This is a genomic window from Streptomyces sp. NPDC048197, assembly GCF_043202395.1.
GTDB classification, from domain to species: Bacteria; Actinomycetota; Actinomycetes; order Streptomycetales; family Streptomycetaceae; genus Streptomyces; species Streptomyces siderophoricus.
In genome coordinates this window covers 421,413-437,270 of the sequence record NZ_JBIDAJ010000002.1, presented here as the reverse complement: position 1 = coordinate 437,270, position 15,858 = coordinate 421,413, and the positions used below count along the sequence as shown (strand labels likewise).

Genomic DNA, 15,858 nt, shown 5'->3' with positions numbered 1-15,858 from the left:
CGTGTCCAAGGGCTTGCCCGCGCAACCGCTGGTGAGCCCGGCTCCCGCGCCATGGCTGCCGGCGAGCAGGGTTCTGCGGCGCAAGGTCATGAGTGCTCCTCACGTCTCGGCTGCCTGCATGCTTCATGACAGCGCTTGCAGGCTAGAAGTGGGCTCGTGGTCAGGTCAACGGGCGGTGGGCCAGAGATTCCGCAAGCGATCTCCCTGCCAACGCTGTCATCGTCCGTCTGTGCTAGCGTCCCGGCATGTCCTCAGCTCGCAGCGAGGCCACGATGGCCGATGTGGCCCATCGGGCGGGGGTTTCGGTGTCGACCGTCTCGCGCACCCTGCGCGGCCTGCCGACCGTGTCGGAGATCACCCGGGCCCGGGTGGAGGCGGCCGCCCGCGAGCTCTCCTTCGCCATCACCCGCAGCGCCTCCAGCCTCGTCACCGGCCGCACCGGCCGGGTGGCCGTCCTGATGCCCCACCTGGAGTCGTGGTTCCTGAGCGCCACGCTGTCCGGTATGGCCCCCGCCCTGCGCGACGCCGGGCTCGACCTGCTGGTCTACAGCGTGACCGACGTCCAGGAACGCGCCGATTTCTTCGACCGGTTGCCCGCCCGCCGCAACGCCGATGCCCTGCTCGTGGTGAGCTTCGCGCTCTCCCCCGCCGAACGCGCCCGCCTCGACGACCTGGGCATGCCGCTGGTCTTCGTCAGCCAGCACGCCCCCGGCCGGCCCAGCGTCTACGTGGACGACGAGGAGGCCGCACTGCGCGGCACCCGCCATCTGCTCAACCTCGGGCACCGGCGGATCGCCTTCCTCCAGACCGCCGACGAGACGGGCTTCGCCTGGAGCAGCAGGAACCGCCTCGCCGGCCATCTGCGCGCCCTCACCGAGGCGGGCATCGAGCACGACGACGACCTGGTCATGAGCGTGCCCGACTGGAAGGGCATCGGCATGGCCGCCGCGGTGGGCCGGCTGCTGAGCCTGCAGGCCCCGCCGACCGCACTCTTCGCCGAAACCGACGACCTGGCCTTCCGCCTCCTGGCCGCCCTCCGCGAGGCCAACATCCCGGTCCCCGGCCGGGTTTCCGTCATGGGCTTCGACGACCACGTCATGTCCGCCCTCATGGGCCTGACCACGCTCGCCCAGTCCGCCGCCGAACTGGGCCGCACCGCCGTCCGCCTCACCCGCTCGGTCATCGACGACACCGACGGCGACGGCCCACTCCACATCGTCCTCCCCACCGAACTCGTCCCCCGCCGCACCACGGCGCCGCCGCCGGCGGGAGCGTAGAAGGCAACAGAACGTGTGAAGTGAAGCGGGCGAGACGCCGCCGCGGGTACAGAGGCCCAGCGCCTCCGTCGGCGCAGATGTCCGGCACCTCCGCCGGCGCAGTTGCCCGATGTCTCCGCCTGCCGTCGCTACGCCGCCCCGGCGGGGGCCGTTCGTACCGTTCGGCCCGTCGGGGTGTCGGCTCGGCCCTTTTCGTACACCGTGAGGCCGCGGGCCAGGTGGAGGGGGACCAGGACGAGCTCGACGAGGAGAGCCTTCCAGGCGTAGACGAGGTTGACGGTCTTGGTGGCGTAGACGCAGGGGAGGTTCAACAGGACGCCGGCGAGCGGGAGTTTGCGGCGGTGGGCGGCATAGATCAGGGGTGGCGCGGTCAGGAGCAGCTCGGCTCCGGCCCACCAGGCGAAGGTGACGGCGAGCGGCCGGCCGGTGGTCGCGGCGGTCACGAAGGGGGTCGCCCACCAGAACGGTGCGGTGACGATCTCCAGGAGCGCGAGGAGCACCCAGAGGGCCAGCAGGGGTTTGTGGCGGATCAGACTCCCCAGGTGGAGACGGACGTTCTGGCAGAAGCCCGCCATCCAGCGCCAGACCTGTTTGCGGAGATAGGTGAGGTCCTCGGGGTCGGCGGCGAGGGCGACGGCGTCGGAGACATAGACCGCACGTCTGCCGGCGATCTGCTGGGACCAGGTGTAATCCATGTCCTCGACGATGGTGCGTTCGGGGAAGCCACCGAAGGTCATCAGGTCGTCGCGGCGGAAGACCGAGCAGCAACCCGAGCAGACCATGGGGCTGTTGGCGCGGGCCTGGATGGGGCGGTGCCAGTGGAAGCCGAAGAGGTACTCCGTGGACCGGCCGCGTTCCCAGAGTGTGCGGGTGTGGCGGGTGCGGACCGTGCCGGCCGCGACCGAGACGGTGGGGTCGTCGAAGGCGGGCAGAACGGTTTCGATGTAGTCCTTGGCGAGGACGGTGTCCGCGTCGACGGCCAGGACGAGGTCGGTGGTGCAGTGCGGAAGGGCGTAGTTCTGGGCTTTGGCCTTGCTGCCGAGGTTGCGGGGCGGGCGTAAGACCGTGACGCCGTGTGAGGCCGCCACCTCGCCCGTGCGGTCCGTGGAGGCGTCGTCCACGACCAGGACACGGTCGGGCGGGACCGTTTGCCGGGCGAGTGACTCCAGTGTGGCCGGCAGGCCCTCCTCCTCGTTATGAGCAGGAACGATGGCGGTGATGGTGCGCATGACGGGCTCCCCCCTTGGTGCGGATCGCAGTGATGACGACGCCGGTCAGACCGATGACGCCGTAGACGATGGTGCTGATGCCGATGAACGGCAGTCCTCCGTGCATGTCACCGACGGTAGTCGGAGGGAGCGAGTTCTGGTTCCGGAGGGTTCCTCCTGTGGATAACTTGCTTTCAGCTCGGGTGGGTTGCGGGTGCCGCCTCCTGCTCGGCTTCCTTCGTGCCGTTGCGGAGGGGCAGTCCGCGGGCCGCCAGGGTGCCGGTGGCGGCAACGGCGGCCAGGGCGAGGAGCGTGGTGCTCATCGCGGAGGTGAAGGCGGTCAGCATGGTCGCCAGGGCGACCCCCAGCGTCGGGCCGATGTTCATCGCGGTCTGCTGGAGTCCGCCGGCCACTCCTGCGTGAGCCACGGGGACATGGCGCACGATGACCGCCGTCGCGGTGACCATCACCGTGCCGAATCCCGCACCGAGCAGGGCGAAACCGCCGCTGATCGTCAACACGCCGGAGCCGGGCGTGAGTTGGGAGAGGAGCAGGATGCCGGCGGCGAGGAGGGTCATGGCCGTGAGGGTGGTCCGGCGGGGGCCGTAGCGGCGCTGGAGTACGGCCGAGGCAGGTGCGCTCAGCACCATCATGACGGCCAGGGGCAGTACGCGCAGACCGCTCTGGAGCGGGTCGAGCCCGAGGACGTTCTGCAGGAAGTACGAGCCGACGAAGAGCGTGCCGAACAGCCCGGCGGAAGCGCACAGCAGGACGGAGAGCGCGGAGGCCACGGCGCGTGAGGTGAGGACCGCGGGCGGAATGAGGGGGCTCGCGGCGCGGCGTTCGTGGCGGACGAAGGCGCCACAGGCGACCGCTCCCGCCCCGGTGGTGAACAGGGTGACCACGGTCCAGCCGGATTCCGGGAGCACCACGAGGGTGTGGACCAGGCACAGCAGGGCGAGGGAGAGGAGGGCGGCTCCGGGGAGGTCGAGGGGGGAGCAGGCCGGCGGGGGTGATGCGGGTGGTGGCGGGGGCGTGGTGTCGAGGGCCTCGTGGGGGTGCGGTCGCGGCGTCATGCGGGTGGCGAGGGCCAGTACGCCGACGGCCAGCGCGGGCGGCACGTTGAGGAAGAAGACGGCGCGCCAGCCGAACTGGGCGGAGAGCGCCCCGCCGAGCACCGGGCCGGCCGCTGCCGCGAGGCCGATGGCGCTGGTACGGAGGGCCAGGGGCATGGCGAGCCGGTCCGGTGGATACGTGGCGCGCAGCATCCCCAGGGTGGCCGGTTGCAGCAGCGCGCCGAAGATGCCTTGCGCGATCCGCAGCGCGATCACCCAGCCGATGCCGGGCGCCAGTCCGATCCCCGCGGACGCGGCGCCGAAGCCCAGAATGCCGAGGGCGAAGATCCGTTGGTGGCCGTAGCGGTCGCCGAGCCGGCCGGCGAGGACGAGCAGGGCGGCCACGGCGATGAGGTAGCCGGTGCTGGTCCACTGGACCTGTACGAACGAGGCATGCAGGTCCCGTTGGAGGGCCGGCTGGACGATGGTCAGTACGGTGCCGTCCAGTGCGACGATCACCGCTCCGGTGATGCTGCCGGTGAGGATCAGACGGCGGTGGCGGCCGGAGAGGGAGGAGCCGCGGGGCGGGCGGTGGCGAGGTGAGACGCCGGGCGGACGGCTTCCGGCGTCGGCCGCACCGCGGCCCCGTGAGGAGCGGACGGCGTCGCTGCGCTCGATCGAGGAGTGGTCATCAGCAGCGCCGCCCCGTGAGGAGCGCGGCGGGGCGGTCATCGGGCCTCCGGTCCGAGGTACGCGTCGAGGGTGGCGCGCAGCAGCGGTTCGATGTCGTCGGAGCCGGTGGCGAGCGGGAGGCTGCCCCATCCCCACAACTGGGCGACGCCGTGCAGGTTTCCCCACAGGGCGCCCGCCACCACCGAGGGCGGCGGGTCCGTGGACGGCCGTATCCGGGCGATCAGGTCCACGAGTACCTGGAAGAGCGGGAGGCTGGTGTCCCGTAGGCCGAGCCGATTGCTCTCCAGCAGGTCGTGACGGAACATCAGCTCGTACATGCCGCGCTCGGACAGGGCGAAGTCGAGGTAGGTCCGGGCGAGCGAGGTGAGCCGGGCGCGGGGGGACGCGTCGTTGCCGTCGAGCACCTCGGCGGTACGGGCGGCCAGGTCGGCGAAGCCCCGGCGGGCGATCGCGGAGAGCAGATCGAGGTGCGTGGGGAAGTAGCGGCGCGGGGCGCCGTGCGAAACCCCTGCCTGGCGGGCGATTTCCCGCAGTGACAGCGCTTGCACGCCCTCCCTGGCCACCAGCTCGACACCGGCCTCGACCAGACGGGCGCGCAGGCCCGCGTCCTGAGCGGGTTCCTCGTTCGCGGAGTTCCCGGAGCTGGACGTAGACGGAGACGTGGACATAGGCATAGACAGTGTCTACCAAACATGAGTAGACAGTGTCTACGCGCGCCGGCAAATAGAGACCACACTCCGAGGGAACGGCAGACACGACGACGCCGGCCGCCGCGCCCCGTGGGGGCGAGCGCGACGGCCGGCGTGGAGAACGGGAGTCGAGGCCCTACTCGACGACCTTCAGCAGCTTGTTGGGCGTTCCCTGACCCGGGTTGGTGATCTTGTCGGCGGTGGCACCGCCGGTCAGCGCCTTCTCGACGTCGGCGGGCTTGGCGTCCTTGTGGCCCGCCAGGTAGACCGCGGCGGCACCGACCACGTGCGGGGTCGCCATCGACGTACCCGAGATGGTCTTGGTGGCGTCATCGCCGCTGTTCCAGTCCGACGTGATGTCGGAACCGGGCGCGTAAATGTCCACCACGCTGCCGAAGTTGGAGAAGTCGGACTGCTCGTCCTTGTTGGTGCTGGAGGCCACCGTGATGGCTTCCTTGACGCGCGCCGGGGAGCTCTGGCCCGCGTCGCTGGACTCGTTGCCCGCCGCGACACCGAAGGTGACACCGGAGTCGATGGCCTTCTTCACGGCCGCGTCGAGCGCCTCGTCCACGCCGCCGCCCAGGGACATGTTGGCGACCGACGGGCCCTTGTGGTTCTTGGTGACCCAGTCGATGCCGGCGACGACCTGCTCGGTGGTGCCGGAGCCCTGGCCGTCCAGGACCTTGACGGCCACGATCTTGGCCTTCTTGGCGACGCCGTGCGCCGCACCGGCGATGGTGCCGGAGACGTGGGTGCCGTGGCCGTTGTCGTCCTCGGCCTTGTCACTGCCGTCGATGGCGTTGAAGCCGTACGACGCGCGGCCGCCGAAGTCCTTGTGGCTGATGTGGACGCCGGTGTCGATGACGTACGCGGTGACGCCGTCACCGGCGCTGTCGGGGTAGTTGTACTTCTTGTCGCCCTGGGTGTCCGCCTGGTCGATGCGGTCCAGGCCCCACGACGGCGGGTTGTCCTGGGTGGCGTCGATGTGGAACTTCTTGTTCTGGACGACCTTGTCGACGGCCGGGTCGGCGGCGAGGCGCTTGGCCTCCTCGGCGCTCAGGCCGTTGGCCGAGAAGCCGTCGATGGCGGAGGAGAAGGTGCGCTTCACCTTGCCGCCGTACTTGGAAGCGAGATCGCCGCTCTCGGCCGTACGGACCGACTTCTTCAGCATGACGATGTAGCTGCCGTTGACAGCGCCCTTGGCCTGGGCGCCGTAGATCTTGCCTTCGGCGGGGGCGGGCGAGGCGCCCGCGGTCACCGCGGTAACGGTGGCGATACCAGTCGCGGCCACCGCGGCGGCTATCGCCGTGACGAGCCGCTTCTTGCTGGAACGCTTGTGAGCCATTGCGAGGGTTCTCCTCGTTCGTGGTGTGGGGGGAAAGCGTTGCGCCAACAGCCCCTGGACGCAGGAAGATCTGCGTCGGGCTGACTCGAAACCCTGTCTGATTGATGGGTCCAATTCAAGGGAGACCCCGTCGTGTGAGATAGGCAACAACCTTGAAAAAATGCAAAAGCGCCCAGAACTGCTCAAAGCAAACGGCCGACTTGAAGCAGGGCGACTCAACTCCGTTTACGTTCGTGTAATGGAGGGAAACAGGCCGCGATTGCCGTGCGCCCGTCCGTCACTGCAACTCCGTTGAATGGGGGACGACTTCGGGGGCATTCTTCAGCGCTGGTACCGCGCCAGGACCAGATTGCCGTCCCCGATCAGCCGTTTGCGGAGGGTAACGAGGTCGATCGCGCCGCTGTAGTACTCCTGCAGGCCCGGAGTGGCGATCTTGTCCTTCCACTCCGGGTAGCCGCGGACGGACTGGGCCGGGGCCGAGCGCAGGCTTCCGGCGAGCGCGGTACCGGTCGCCCAGTCGTACCGCCGCACCCCGAGAGCCGGGTTCCGGAGCGCCTCCTGGCCCGTCGGCAACAGCCAGTCCCCCAGGGCCAGCCGGACCATGTTCGGGGGCCGGAGGAAGAAGTCGATGAACGCCATCGCCTCCTCCTTGTACGGGCAGTCCGCGGCGATCGACAGGGTCTGCGGGCTCACGCCCTGCCGCGGTGTCGCTCCCGCGGGGGCCGGCAGCACCGTCCAGTCGAAGCCCTTGGGCGCCTGCTGGGCGATCTGCTGGCGGTAGGAGAAGCCGAGCGGCACCATCGCGTAGCGCCCGGCGAAGAAGCCGGGGAGGGTGTCGGACCCGCCCATGCCCAGCGTCGTACGGGCGGCGGTGCGGTCGACGTTCACCTGGTCGTGGATGATCCGCGGGACCACCTGGTCGACGGCGTCGAAGCGGATCTGGACCCGGCCGTCCGGGCGGCGGTGGAAGACCCGGCCGCCGGTGGACAGCGAGAGGTTGAGGGTGGCCGAGACCGGTTCCTTCAGCGGCCAGGCCACCCCGTGGTCGGTGCCACGGGTCAGCCGCTGGGCCACCTCCGCGAACTCCTCCCAGGTCCACGGGTCCTCCGGGGTGGCGACGCGGACACCGGAACGGTGCAGTTTCGCGCGGTTGGCCACCAGCACCCGTGGCTCCTGGAGGAACGGGACGCCGTAGATCCGGCCGTCGAAGGTGGCGGTCTCCCAGCTGTGGCCGGGGATGTCCGCCTTGAGGCGGGCCGGCAGGAGGGTGGTGAGGTCGGCCAGGTCGCCACCGTAGGCGAAGTCCGCGAGGTCGTCGGAGGCGTCATGGATGATGTCCGGTGCCTCGCCGCCCTCGAAGGAGGTCAGCAGCTGGTCGTGGACGGTCGGCCAGGCGCCCTGGACGTAACTCACCTGGACGGCGGGGTGCCGGCGGTTCCACTCGGCGACCAGCTGCTTGTTGGCCTTGACGGAGTCCTGCTGCCAGGCCAGCGACTGGAAGCGCAGGGTGATCCGGCCCCCGGGGCCGCGCCGCGGGCGTTCGGCGGAGCAGCCCGGGAGCAGGGCCGCGGCGGGCAGGGCGGCGGCGGCCGTCAGCAGGCCCCGGCGGCTCCATCGGGCCGGCCGCGCCGGCGTACGGGCGGCGGGCATCAGCTCTTCACCGCCCCGGCGAGCATGCCACCGGTGATCCGGCGCTGGAGGGCGGCGAAGAGCAGCAGGCCGGGGAGGGTGGCGAGCAGTGCGGCGGCGGCCAGCGGCCCGAGGTCGGCGACGCCCTCCGCCCCGAGGAAGTGGGTCAGCACCACCGGAAGGGTCTGTTTTTCCGGCGACTTGAGCAGGACCAGGGCGAAGAAGAACTCGTTCCAGGCGGTGAGGAAGGCGAACAGTGCGGTGGCGACGATGCCCGGGGCCAGCAGGGGCCCGGTGACGGACAGCAGCGTACGGAGCCGGCCGGCGCCGTCGACGGCCGCCGCCTCCTCCAATTCGCGGGGGACGGCCCGGACGTAACCGGTGAGCATCCACAGCGCGAACGGCAGCGCCCAGACCACGTAGACCAGGATCAGCCCGGTCCGGGAGTCGACCAGATGGAGGCCCTTGAGGATCAGGAACAGCGGGATGATCACCAGCACCAGGGGGAACGCCTGGCTGACGACGACCCAGCCGGTGGCCGCCCGGGCGAGGCGGGTGCGGTGACGGGCCAGGACGTACGCCATCGGGGTCGCCAGCGCGACGGCGAGCAGCGCGGAGACCGCCGCGGCCAGCAGGCTGTTGCCCGCGGCGACCAGCAGCGGCTGCTGGTCGATGGCGTGCCGGAAGTTCTCCAGCGTGGGTGCCGCGGGGATCCAGGTGGGGTGGGCGGCGGCCAGCTCGCGGGGCGGCTTGACGGCGGTGGAGACCAGCCAGAGGAAGGGGAACGCGAGGAAGGCGAGGTAGCCGAGGAGCGCGGCGTACTGGCCGGTGCGGGTGGCGGTCCGGCGGAGTGCGGTCATCGGTCCTCGTCCCCCTTCAGCCGGCCGGCCAGATAGAGGGCCAGCAGGACGGAGATCACCGCGACCATCGCCAGGCCCATCGCGGCGGCGTACCCGAACTGCCCGTAGCGGAAGGCCTCTTCGTATGCGAAGAGCATCGGCAGTCGGGTGCGGCCACCGGGGCCGCCGTCGGTCAGCACGAAGACCAGGGCGAAGGAGTTGAAGTTCCAGATGAAGTTGAGGGCGGTGACGGCGAGGGCGACCGGTTTGAGGGCGGGCCAGGTGACGGTGCGGAACCGGCGCCAGGCGCCCGCGCCGTCGAGGGCCGCGGCCTCGTGCAGTTCGGGCGGTACGTTCTGCAGACCGGCCAGCAGCGTGACGGTGGTCTGCGGCATCCCGGCCCAGACCCCGACGACCAGGACCGCGGGCAGCGCGGTGGCCAGGCCGCTGAGCCAGTCCCGTCCCTCGGCCCCGGACAGTCCGAGGCCGCGCAGGGTCTCGTTCAGCACACCGGCGTCGGGGTGGTAGACCAGCCGCCACATGATGCCGACGACGACCTCGGGCATCGCCCACGGAATGATCGCCAGCGCCCGGGCCAGCCAGCGCAGCCGGAGGTCGAGGTTGAGCAGCAGGGCCAGGCCGAGGGCGAGCAGGAACTGCGGGACGGTGACGCCGAACGCCCAGATCAGGCCGATCCGGAAGGAGTCCCAGAACAGCGAGTCGTGCAGCAGGTCGGAGAAGTTCAGCAGTCCGACGAACCCGGCGGCCCGGGTCCGGCCGGACTGGGCGTCGGTGAACGACAGGCCGATGCCGTACAGCAGCGGTCCGACGCTCAGGCCCAGGATCGGGAGCAGCGCGGGCAGTACGAGGAACCAGGCGCCGTGGTCGCGCCGGGGCCGGCCGGCGCGGCCGGGGCCCGCCGTGGTGGACCGCCGCGCCACCGCGGTCGGCGCTGCTGCCATCCTTCGGCCCCCCGTCCCCGTCCCGTCCCCCGGTGGCCGCTCCCCACCGGCCGCCGTCATCGTCGTGAGGCCGGCTGCCGCCGTCAAGGTCCCGGCCGGATTCCGTGCAGGCTCTCCCCATCCTGGGGCCCCGGGCGCACCTGCGACACTGAGGGCCGGTACGTATCGCAGGAGGCAGCACCATGACCGAACCGAGCCCGGCCGCCTTCACGGAGGCGCGCGCCCGGGACGTACTCGCCGCGGCCGGCCGACCGGAGGCGGCGGCCGACGCCCGGCTGCTCGCGCTCGGCGAGAACGCCGTCTTCGCGCTCGGCGAGCGCGGCCCGGTCGTACGGGTGGGCCGCAGCGCCGACCTCCTGGCGCGCGCCGAGCGGGAACTGGCCGTGGCGCAGTGGCTGGCCGCCGAGGGCGTGCCGGCCGTGCGGGCCGCGGAGCCGGTGGCCACGCTCGTCGACGGGCATCCCGTGACGTACTGGCAGCGGCTGCCGGAGGCCGTCCGGCCGGCCGGTCCCGAGGACCTCGCCGCGCTGCTCAAGCTCGTCCACGCGCTGCCGGAGCCGCCCTTCGCGCTCCCCCGCCGCGAGTTGCTCGGCGGTGTCGAGCGCTGGCTGCGGCTGGCGGGTGACGCCGTATCGGCGCCGGACGCGGAGTATCTGCGCGGGCGCCGGGACGCCTTCGCGGCGGCCGCCACGGCACTGGAGCCGCATCTGCCACGCGGGCCGATCCACGGCGACGCGCTGACCCGCAACGTGCATATCGGGCCCGACGGGCCGGTGCTCGTCGATCTGGAGACCTTCTCCTTCGACCTGCGGGAGCACGACCTGGTCGTGATGGCGCTCAGCCGGGACCGCTACGGCCTGGCCGCGGACGCCTATGACACCTTCGTGTCCGTCTACGGCTGGGATGTGCGCGACTGGGAGGGCTGCGCCGTGCTGCGCGGATCGCGGGAGACCGCGAGCTGCGCCTGGGTGTCCCAGCACGCGCCCGGAAACCCGGCGGCGCTGAAGGAATTCCGGCGCCGGATCGCCTCCTTGCGCGAGAAGGACGCGACGGTGCGGTGGTACCCCTTCTGACCCGGCGTCGTGGCGACCGGCCGGCTCCTGCGCCTGCCGCTGCCCCGGCCCGGCGGCCGGCGGATCAGACCCTCGTCGCCTGATACGGGATCAGCGGCCAGGCCGGCTCGACCGTCGCCTCCGGGTCGGTGCGGCGCAAGTACGCCTGGAAGGAGGCGGCCTGCTCGGCGGCCGCCTGTTCCTGCAGGGCGTGCAGCGCACGCGGCGACGGCAGGGCGACGGCCGGATACCGCTCGCCGATGCGCCGGGCGACCCCGGCCGCGGCGGCCGCGTCGGCGCCCGCCTCGTGTGCCCCCTCCAGCCGGACGCCGTAGTGACCGCACAGCGCCTGCAACGCGCGGCGTCCCTTGCGGTAGCGGTCCACGTGCTTGTCGAGCACCAGCGGGTCGATGACCGGCGCGGGTGCGCGCCCGAGCCGCTCGGTCAGGGTCGGTATGCCGTGGCGCCGGCACTCGCGGTCCAGGAGGGAGAGGTCGTAGCGGGCGTTCATCACCACCAGGGGGATGTCCGCGCGCAGGGCCTCGGCCAGCGCCTCGGTGATCTCCTCTATCGCGGTCGCCGGCGGGCGGCCGTGCAGCTGGACATATGCGGTCGAAATGCCGTGAATGGCCGCTGCTTCCTCGGGTATCGGGACGCCCGGGTCGAGCAGCCAGGTCTGCTTCCCGACCGCCCGGCCGTCCCCCTCCAGCCGGATCAGGGCGGCGGTGACGATGCGGTCCTGCTCGACGTCCGTGCCCGTGGTCTCCAGGTCGAAGCCGACCAGCAGCTCCTGATGCCAGCTCATGCCGGTACCTCACTTCGCCCGGCCCGGCACGCGCCCGGCACGCTCCTTGCCGTGCCGAGCTCGCCACGCTCGCTCATGCGGTCTCCTTCGGTGGTACTTCCCCCGTTGCTCCGCCACTCTCCCACGCACCACTGACAATCGACCGGCCGCCCGTCGCCACCCGCCGGACCGGGCCCCGCGCGCAGAACCGCGAGCCGGGCACGAGCGGGGTGGCGTCCCCCTAGGCTGGCCGCATGGACCTACGGCTGGCAGGACGCGGGGCGCTGGTGACGGGCAGCAGTTCGGGGATCGGGGCGACGATCGCCGAGACGCTGGCGGACGAGGGCTGCGAGGTCCTCGTCCACGGCCGCAACGCGGGGGCCGCCGCGGCCGTCGCCGAACGGGTCGCGGCGCGCGGCGTGCGGACGGAAGTGGTGCTCGGGGATCTGACCGAACCGGGCGTGGCGGAGCAGATCGCCCTGACCGCCCGGGACTTCGGCGTCCAGATCCTCGTCAACAACGCCGGGCCGTTCGCCGAGCACGACTGGGAGAGCTCCCGGGCGTCCGACTGGCGGGCCGCCTTCGAGGGGAACGTGCTGCCCACGGTGCGGGTCAGCCAGACGCTGCTGCCGTCCTTGCGCGAGCACGGCTGGGGCCGGGTCATCACCATCGGCAGCCGGGCCGTGCGGACGCCGCTGCCCAACATGGTGACGTACTCCGCCGCCAAGGCCGCCGTGGTGAACATGACCACGAGCCTGGCCCGGCACCTCGCAGGGACGGGCGTCACCGCGAACTGTGTGAGTCCCGGCGTGATCGTCAGCCCGTCGATGTACCGGATGTTCGAGGAACGGGCGGCGGACACGACGGACGAGGGGAACGGCACCGCGGCGGCCGTGGAGTCGGCGGGCGCCGTCGACGAGGCGGACGTCGTTGCCGCGTACGCCGCGAACCCGACCGGGCGGCTGGGTCGCCCGGAGGACATCGCCGCCGCGGTCGCCTATCTGGCGAGCCCGCGCGCCGATTACGTCAACGGGATCGAGCTGCGGGTGGACGGCGGGATCACCGGGACTCCGTAGAGGTCCTCCGCCACCAGTTCCTCCGGGGTCAGTTCCGCCCCGTGCGCGTACGCCGTGTCGAAGGCCGCAGCGCCCAGCCCGCGGCGCGCGGTGGTCGTGCTGCGGGTCACGTCCCCGCCTTCCGCGGCCGGCCGGGGTGCGCCGGCGGCGGTGCGCAGGGCGTCCGCCGCGCCGAGCAGCCGGGCCGCGGAGGCGAGGTGGCCGGTCAGCGTCCGGGCGCCGGCCAGGCCCTCCAGGGCCAGCGCGACCGCCCGGGGGTCGCCGGTGGCGCGGGCCGCGGCGAACCCGTCGAGGTGGCGCTCGCGGGCGGTGGCGGCGTCCCCGCGGAGTTCGGCGAGGAAGCCCAGTTCGCCCAGGACGAACGCGGTCCCCGGATCGCCTTCCCGGCCGCGGCACCACTCCAGCCAGGGCAGCAGATGCGCCTCCGCCTCGTCGAGCCGGCCCTCCCTCCTGGCACCGAGGGCGAGCCCGCACTCGGCGAACATCTCGCCGCGCCGGTGGGACTGTTCGGCGGCAAGCCGCAGCGCCCGCTCATGGTGGTCTCGGGCGGCCGCCAGGTCGCCGGTCAGCAGCGCGATCCGGCCGAGCCCGGAGAGCTTGTACGAGACCTGGATCCGCAGGCCCAACTCCTCGGCGCTGCGCAATCCCTCCTGGTGGAGCCGGGCCGCTCGGCCGTAGTCGCCGGTGATCTCGGCGATCGCGGCCAGGGCATCGGTGGCCTGCAACTGTCCCCAGCGGTCGCCCAGTTCGGCGAAGAGCGCGGCGCTCTCCTCGGCGGCGCGGCGGCGGGCGGGCAGGTCCTCGCCGCCGGTGCCCTGGGCGCGGCTGCTCAGCGCCGCCGCGGTGCCCCAGCGGTCGCCGAGCGCCCGGAACGCGGTCAGCGCCCGCACCATCCGGTCCGCCGCCACGCCGGGGTCGCCGAGGCCGACTTGGGCGTAGCCGAGGAACCACTGGGCCCAGGCCCGTTCGGCCGGGTCGTCGTGGGCTTCGTAGCGGCGCAGGACGGCGGCCGCCCGGGTCACCGGGTCGGCGTCCCCGCCCGCCAGTGAGGCCATGCCGACCTGCCAGGCGGCCGCCCGCAGCCGCCGGCCCTCCGGGACGTCCGGGTGCGCCCCGGCGGCCGCGGTCAGCGCGGCGTCCAGCGAGCGGCCCGCCTCCGCGAGCCGGCCGCGCAGGAACCAGTACCAGGCCAGGGCGTTCACCAGCCGGAGCGCCCGGTCCGCGGCGCCGTCCATGACCGCGCCGTCCAGGGCGGCGCGCAGGTTCGCGGTCTCCTGGTCGAGCCGTTCCAGCCACTCCCGCTGGGCCGCCCCGTACAGCAACGGGGCGGCGCGCTCGGCCAGTTCGGTGTAGTGGAGCTGATGCCGACGGCGGGTCGCGGACAGCTCGCCGGCCTCCCGGAGCCGTTCCAGGCAGTACGCGGCGACGGTCTCCAGGAGCCGGTAGCGGGTCCCGTACGGCGTCCGGGCGACCGTCACCAGCGAGCGGTCCACGAGCCGGGCCAGCAGCTCCAGCACGTCCTCGCGGGCGATGCCGTCGCCCGCGCAGACCGTTTCGGCGGCCTGCAGGGTGCAGCCGTCGGCGTGGACGGCCAGCCGGCGCAGCACGGTGCGTTCGGGACCGGGCAGCAGCTCCCAGCTCCAGTCGATCATGGCGCGCAGGGTCTGCTGGCGGCGTGGGGCGCCGCGCCGGGCGGCGGCCGGCAGCCGGAACCGGTCGTCGAGCCGGGCGCTCAACTCCCGTACGCCCAGGGCACGGACGCGGGTGGCGGCGAGCTCCAGGGCGAGCGGGATGCCGTCCAGCCGGCGGCAGATCTCGGCGACCGCGGGGGCGCTGTCGGCGTCCAGGACGAAGCCGGGGTCGGCGGCGGCCGCGCGGGCCGCGAACAGGGCGATCGCGCCGTCCGGGGCCAGCGGCGGTACGGGGTGGATCCGCTCGCCCGCCAGGCCCAGCGGTTCCTGTCCGGTGACCAGGATGCGCAACGACGGGGCGGCGGCCAGCAGTTCGGCGGTGACCTCGGCGGCCGCGTCGACGAGGTGCTCGCAGTTGTCCAGGACCAGCAGCAGGCGTTTGCCGCGGACGGCCGCGACCAGGCGTTCGGCCACCGGCCCGGCCGCCGCGCCCTCCTGGACGCCGAGCACGGCCAGCACCGCCTCGGCCACCTCGGCGGCGGTGCACTTGGCGCGACGGTCGCGGTCCGGGTCGTCCGGGCGGCCGAGGGCGGCCAGCTCCACCAGCCAGCTGCCGTCGGGGAAGTCGTCGGCCGGCCGGCCGGCGGTCTCCAGCGCGAGGCGGGTCTTGCCCACCCCGCCGGGGCCGGTGAGCGTCACCAGCCGGTGGGCCGCCAGGGCCTGCCCGACCTGGCGTACCGCCTCCTCGCGGCCGAGGAGTTCGGTGAGCGGGGTGGGGAGGTTGGTGCGGGGGCGGGGGCGCCGGGGCGGCTGCGCGCCCGGGGTGTGCGCCGGCGCCGTGGTGGCCACGGGCCGGGGCTGCCAGGGCTCTTGACGCAGGATCGCCTGGTGGACCGCGGTCAGTTCGGGGCCGGGGTCGACACCCAGTTCCTCGGCCAGCCGGGTGCGGATCTCGTCGTACGCGGCCAGCGCCTCGCTCTGCCGGCCGGACCGGTACAGGGCGGTCAGCTGGAGCGCGCGCAGCCGTTCCCGCAGCGGGTGCCGGACCACCAGGGAGGCAAGTTCGCCGGTCAGTGCGGTGTGCTCGCCCAGGTGCAGGCGGGCCGCGGCGTGCTCCTCCAGGGCGGTCAGCCGCTGCTCCTCCAGGCCCTCGGCCACCGGGCGGATCAGGTCGTCGTCCGCGAAGCCGGCGAACGCCGGGCCCTGCCACAGGTCCAGCGCCTCGGCGAGCAGCCCGGCCCGTTCCGCCGCGGAGCGGGCGGTCCGGGCGCGGCTGGTGAGCGCGGTGAAGCGGCCGGCGTCGAGGGCGTCGGCGGTGATGTCCAGCCGGTAGCCGGGCGGGGCGGTGGCCACCAGGGTGCGGGCGCCGGGTTCGGCGGTGTCCAGGGCGCGGCGGAGCTGGGAGACCTTGCTCTGGAGGGATGCGGTGGGGTGGGCGGGCGGCCGCGGGCCCCAGAGGTGCTCGATGAGCCGGCCGGCGGACACCGGACGGCCGTGGTGCGCCAGGAGGGCGGCGAGCAGGGCCCGTACCTTCTTCTCCGGGACGGGGGCCGGGCGGCCGTCGGTGGACCGCACGTCCAGCGGGGCCAGTACGCGGAACTGCATACGCACAACCGTA

At 73.0% G+C, this 15,858-nt stretch carries 13 protein-coding genes; 3 read left to right on the top strand and 10 right to left on the bottom strand.

Annotated features, from left to right (window positions below):
• Positions 1–245: 245 nt before the first annotated feature.
• Positions 246–1,277 carry a LacI family DNA-binding transcriptional regulator gene (locus ACGF4C_RS04880; RefSeq protein ID WP_393563299.1) on the top strand — a complete coding sequence of 344 codons (1,032 nt, stop codon included), beginning with the start codon at positions 246–248 and terminating at the stop codon, positions 1,275–1,277.
• A 128-nt stretch (positions 1,278–1,405) separates the two neighbouring features.
• Here the strand turns inward: ACGF4C_RS04880 and ACGF4C_RS04875 are convergent, their stop codons facing one another.
• From ACGF4C_RS04875 to ACGF4C_RS04840, 8 genes are all read right to left on the bottom strand, one after another.
• Positions 1,406–2,506, bottom strand: coding sequence for a glycosyltransferase family 2 protein (locus ACGF4C_RS04875; protein WP_393563297.1), 1,101 nt, complete (start codon positions 2,504–2,506; stop codon positions 1,406–1,408).
• Complete coding sequence (locus ACGF4C_RS04870) at positions 2,472–2,612, bottom strand: hypothetical protein (RefSeq protein ID WP_158744977.1); 141 nt, start codon at positions 2,610–2,612, stop codon at positions 2,472–2,474. Before ACGF4C_RS04870 ends, ACGF4C_RS04875 begins: the two co-directional genes overlap by 35 nt.
• Positions 2,613–2,679: 67 nt before the next feature.
• On the bottom strand, positions 2,680–4,272 hold the full coding sequence (locus tag ACGF4C_RS04865) for an MFS transporter (protein ID WP_393563295.1): 1,593 nt from the start codon (positions 4,270–4,272) through the stop codon (positions 2,680–2,682).
• On the bottom strand, positions 4,269–4,901 hold the full coding sequence (locus ACGF4C_RS04860; protein WP_393563293.1) for a TetR/AcrR family transcriptional regulator: 633 nt from the start codon (positions 4,899–4,901) through the stop codon (positions 4,269–4,271). Before ACGF4C_RS04860 ends, ACGF4C_RS04865 begins: the two co-directional genes overlap by 4 nt.
• Positions 4,902–5,058: 157 nt before the next feature.
• Complete coding sequence (locus tag ACGF4C_RS04855; protein ID WP_393563292.1) at positions 5,059–6,267, bottom strand: S8 family peptidase; 1,209 nt, start codon at positions 6,265–6,267, stop codon at positions 5,059–5,061.
• Positions 6,268–6,588: 321 nt separating this feature from the next.
• Positions 6,589–7,917, bottom strand: coding sequence for an ABC transporter substrate-binding protein (locus ACGF4C_RS04850; protein WP_393563290.1), 1,329 nt, complete (start codon positions 7,915–7,917; stop codon positions 6,589–6,591).
• A complete protein-coding gene (locus tag ACGF4C_RS04845; RefSeq protein WP_393563288.1) occupies positions 7,917–8,756 on the bottom strand; it encodes a carbohydrate ABC transporter permease in 840 nt (279 codons plus the stop codon). The genes ACGF4C_RS04850 and ACGF4C_RS04845 overlap by 1 nt, the downstream gene beginning before the upstream one ends.
• The gene (locus ACGF4C_RS04840) at positions 8,753–9,697 is read right to left on the bottom strand and encodes a carbohydrate ABC transporter permease (RefSeq protein ID WP_393563286.1); all 945 of its coding nucleotides are present in this window, start codon (positions 9,695–9,697) and stop codon (positions 8,753–8,755) included. Before ACGF4C_RS04840 ends, ACGF4C_RS04845 begins: the two co-directional genes overlap by 4 nt.
• 182 nt (positions 9,698–9,879) lie before the next feature.
• Here ACGF4C_RS04840 and ACGF4C_RS04835 point away from each other — a divergent pair, with 182 nt between their 5' ends.
• Entirely contained in the window at positions 9,880–10,770 is an 891-nt protein-coding gene (locus ACGF4C_RS04835) for an aminoglycoside phosphotransferase family protein (RefSeq protein WP_393563284.1), read from the top strand.
• Between the two features lie 64 nt (positions 10,771–10,834).
• Here the strand turns inward: ACGF4C_RS04835 and ACGF4C_RS04830 are convergent, their stop codons facing one another.
• Positions 10,835–11,554 (bottom strand): exonuclease domain-containing protein, encoded by a 720-nt coding sequence (locus tag ACGF4C_RS04830; protein ID WP_393563282.1) that lies wholly within the window; start codon positions 11,552–11,554, stop codon positions 10,835–10,837.
• A 233-nt stretch (positions 11,555–11,787) separates the two neighbouring features.
• Between ACGF4C_RS04830 and ACGF4C_RS04825 the strand changes: the two genes are divergently transcribed.
• A complete protein-coding gene (locus ACGF4C_RS04825) occupies positions 11,788–12,609 on the top strand; it encodes an SDR family NAD(P)-dependent oxidoreductase (protein ID WP_393563281.1) in 822 nt (273 codons plus the stop codon).
• On the opposite strand, the gene ACGF4C_RS04820 is transcribed toward ACGF4C_RS04825, so the two are convergent.
• Positions 12,555–15,845, bottom strand: a complete 3,291-nt coding sequence (locus ACGF4C_RS04820) for a BTAD domain-containing putative transcriptional regulator (RefSeq protein ID WP_393563279.1) — start codon at positions 15,843–15,845, stop codon at positions 12,555–12,557. The two genes, ACGF4C_RS04825 and ACGF4C_RS04820, sit on opposite strands and share 55 nt — an antisense overlap.
• Between the last annotated feature and the right edge of the window lie 13 nt (positions 15,846–15,858).

Bases quoted from the DNA above. Each gene is read 5' to 3' on its own strand.
- ACGF4C_RS04880 (WP_393563299.1), top strand. From the start codon at position 246: ATGTCCTCAGCTCGCAGCGAGGCCACGATGGCCGATGTGGCCCATCGG.
- ACGF4C_RS04875 (WP_393563297.1), bottom strand. From the start codon at position 2,506: ATGCGCACCATCACCGCCATCGTTCCTGCTCATAACGAGGAGGAGGGC.
- ACGF4C_RS04870 (WP_158744977.1), bottom strand. From the start codon at position 2,612: ATGCACGGAGGACTGCCGTTCATCGGCATCAGCACCATCGTCTACGGC.
- ACGF4C_RS04865 (WP_393563295.1), bottom strand. From the start codon at position 4,272: ATGACCGCCCCGCCGCGCTCCTCACGGGGCGGCGCTGCTGATGACCAC.
- ACGF4C_RS04860 (WP_393563293.1), bottom strand. From the start codon at position 4,901: ATGTCCACGTCTCCGTCTACGTCCAGCTCCGGGAACTCCGCGAACGAG.
- ACGF4C_RS04855 (WP_393563292.1), bottom strand. From the start codon at position 6,267: ATGGCTCACAAGCGTTCCAGCAAGAAGCGGCTCGTCACGGCGATAGCC.
- ACGF4C_RS04850 (WP_393563290.1), bottom strand. From the start codon at position 7,917: ATGCCCGCCGCCCGTACGCCGGCGCGGCCGGCCCGATGGAGCCGCCGG.
- ACGF4C_RS04845 (WP_393563288.1), bottom strand. From the start codon at position 8,756: ATGACCGCACTCCGCCGGACCGCCACCCGCACCGGCCAGTACGCCGCG.
- ACGF4C_RS04840 (WP_393563286.1), bottom strand. From the start codon at position 9,697: ATGGCAGCAGCGCCGACCGCGGTGGCGCGGCGGTCCACCACGGCGGGC.
- ACGF4C_RS04835 (WP_393563284.1), top strand. From the start codon at position 9,880: ATGACCGAACCGAGCCCGGCCGCCTTCACGGAGGCGCGCGCCCGGGAC.
- ACGF4C_RS04830 (WP_393563282.1), bottom strand. From the start codon at position 11,554: ATGAGCTGGCATCAGGAGCTGCTGGTCGGCTTCGACCTGGAGACCACG.
- ACGF4C_RS04825 (WP_393563281.1), top strand. From the start codon at position 11,788: ATGGACCTACGGCTGGCAGGACGCGGGGCGCTGGTGACGGGCAGCAGT.
- ACGF4C_RS04820 (WP_393563279.1), bottom strand. From the start codon at position 15,845: ATGCAGTTCCGCGTACTGGCCCCGCTGGACGTGCGGTCCACCGACGGC.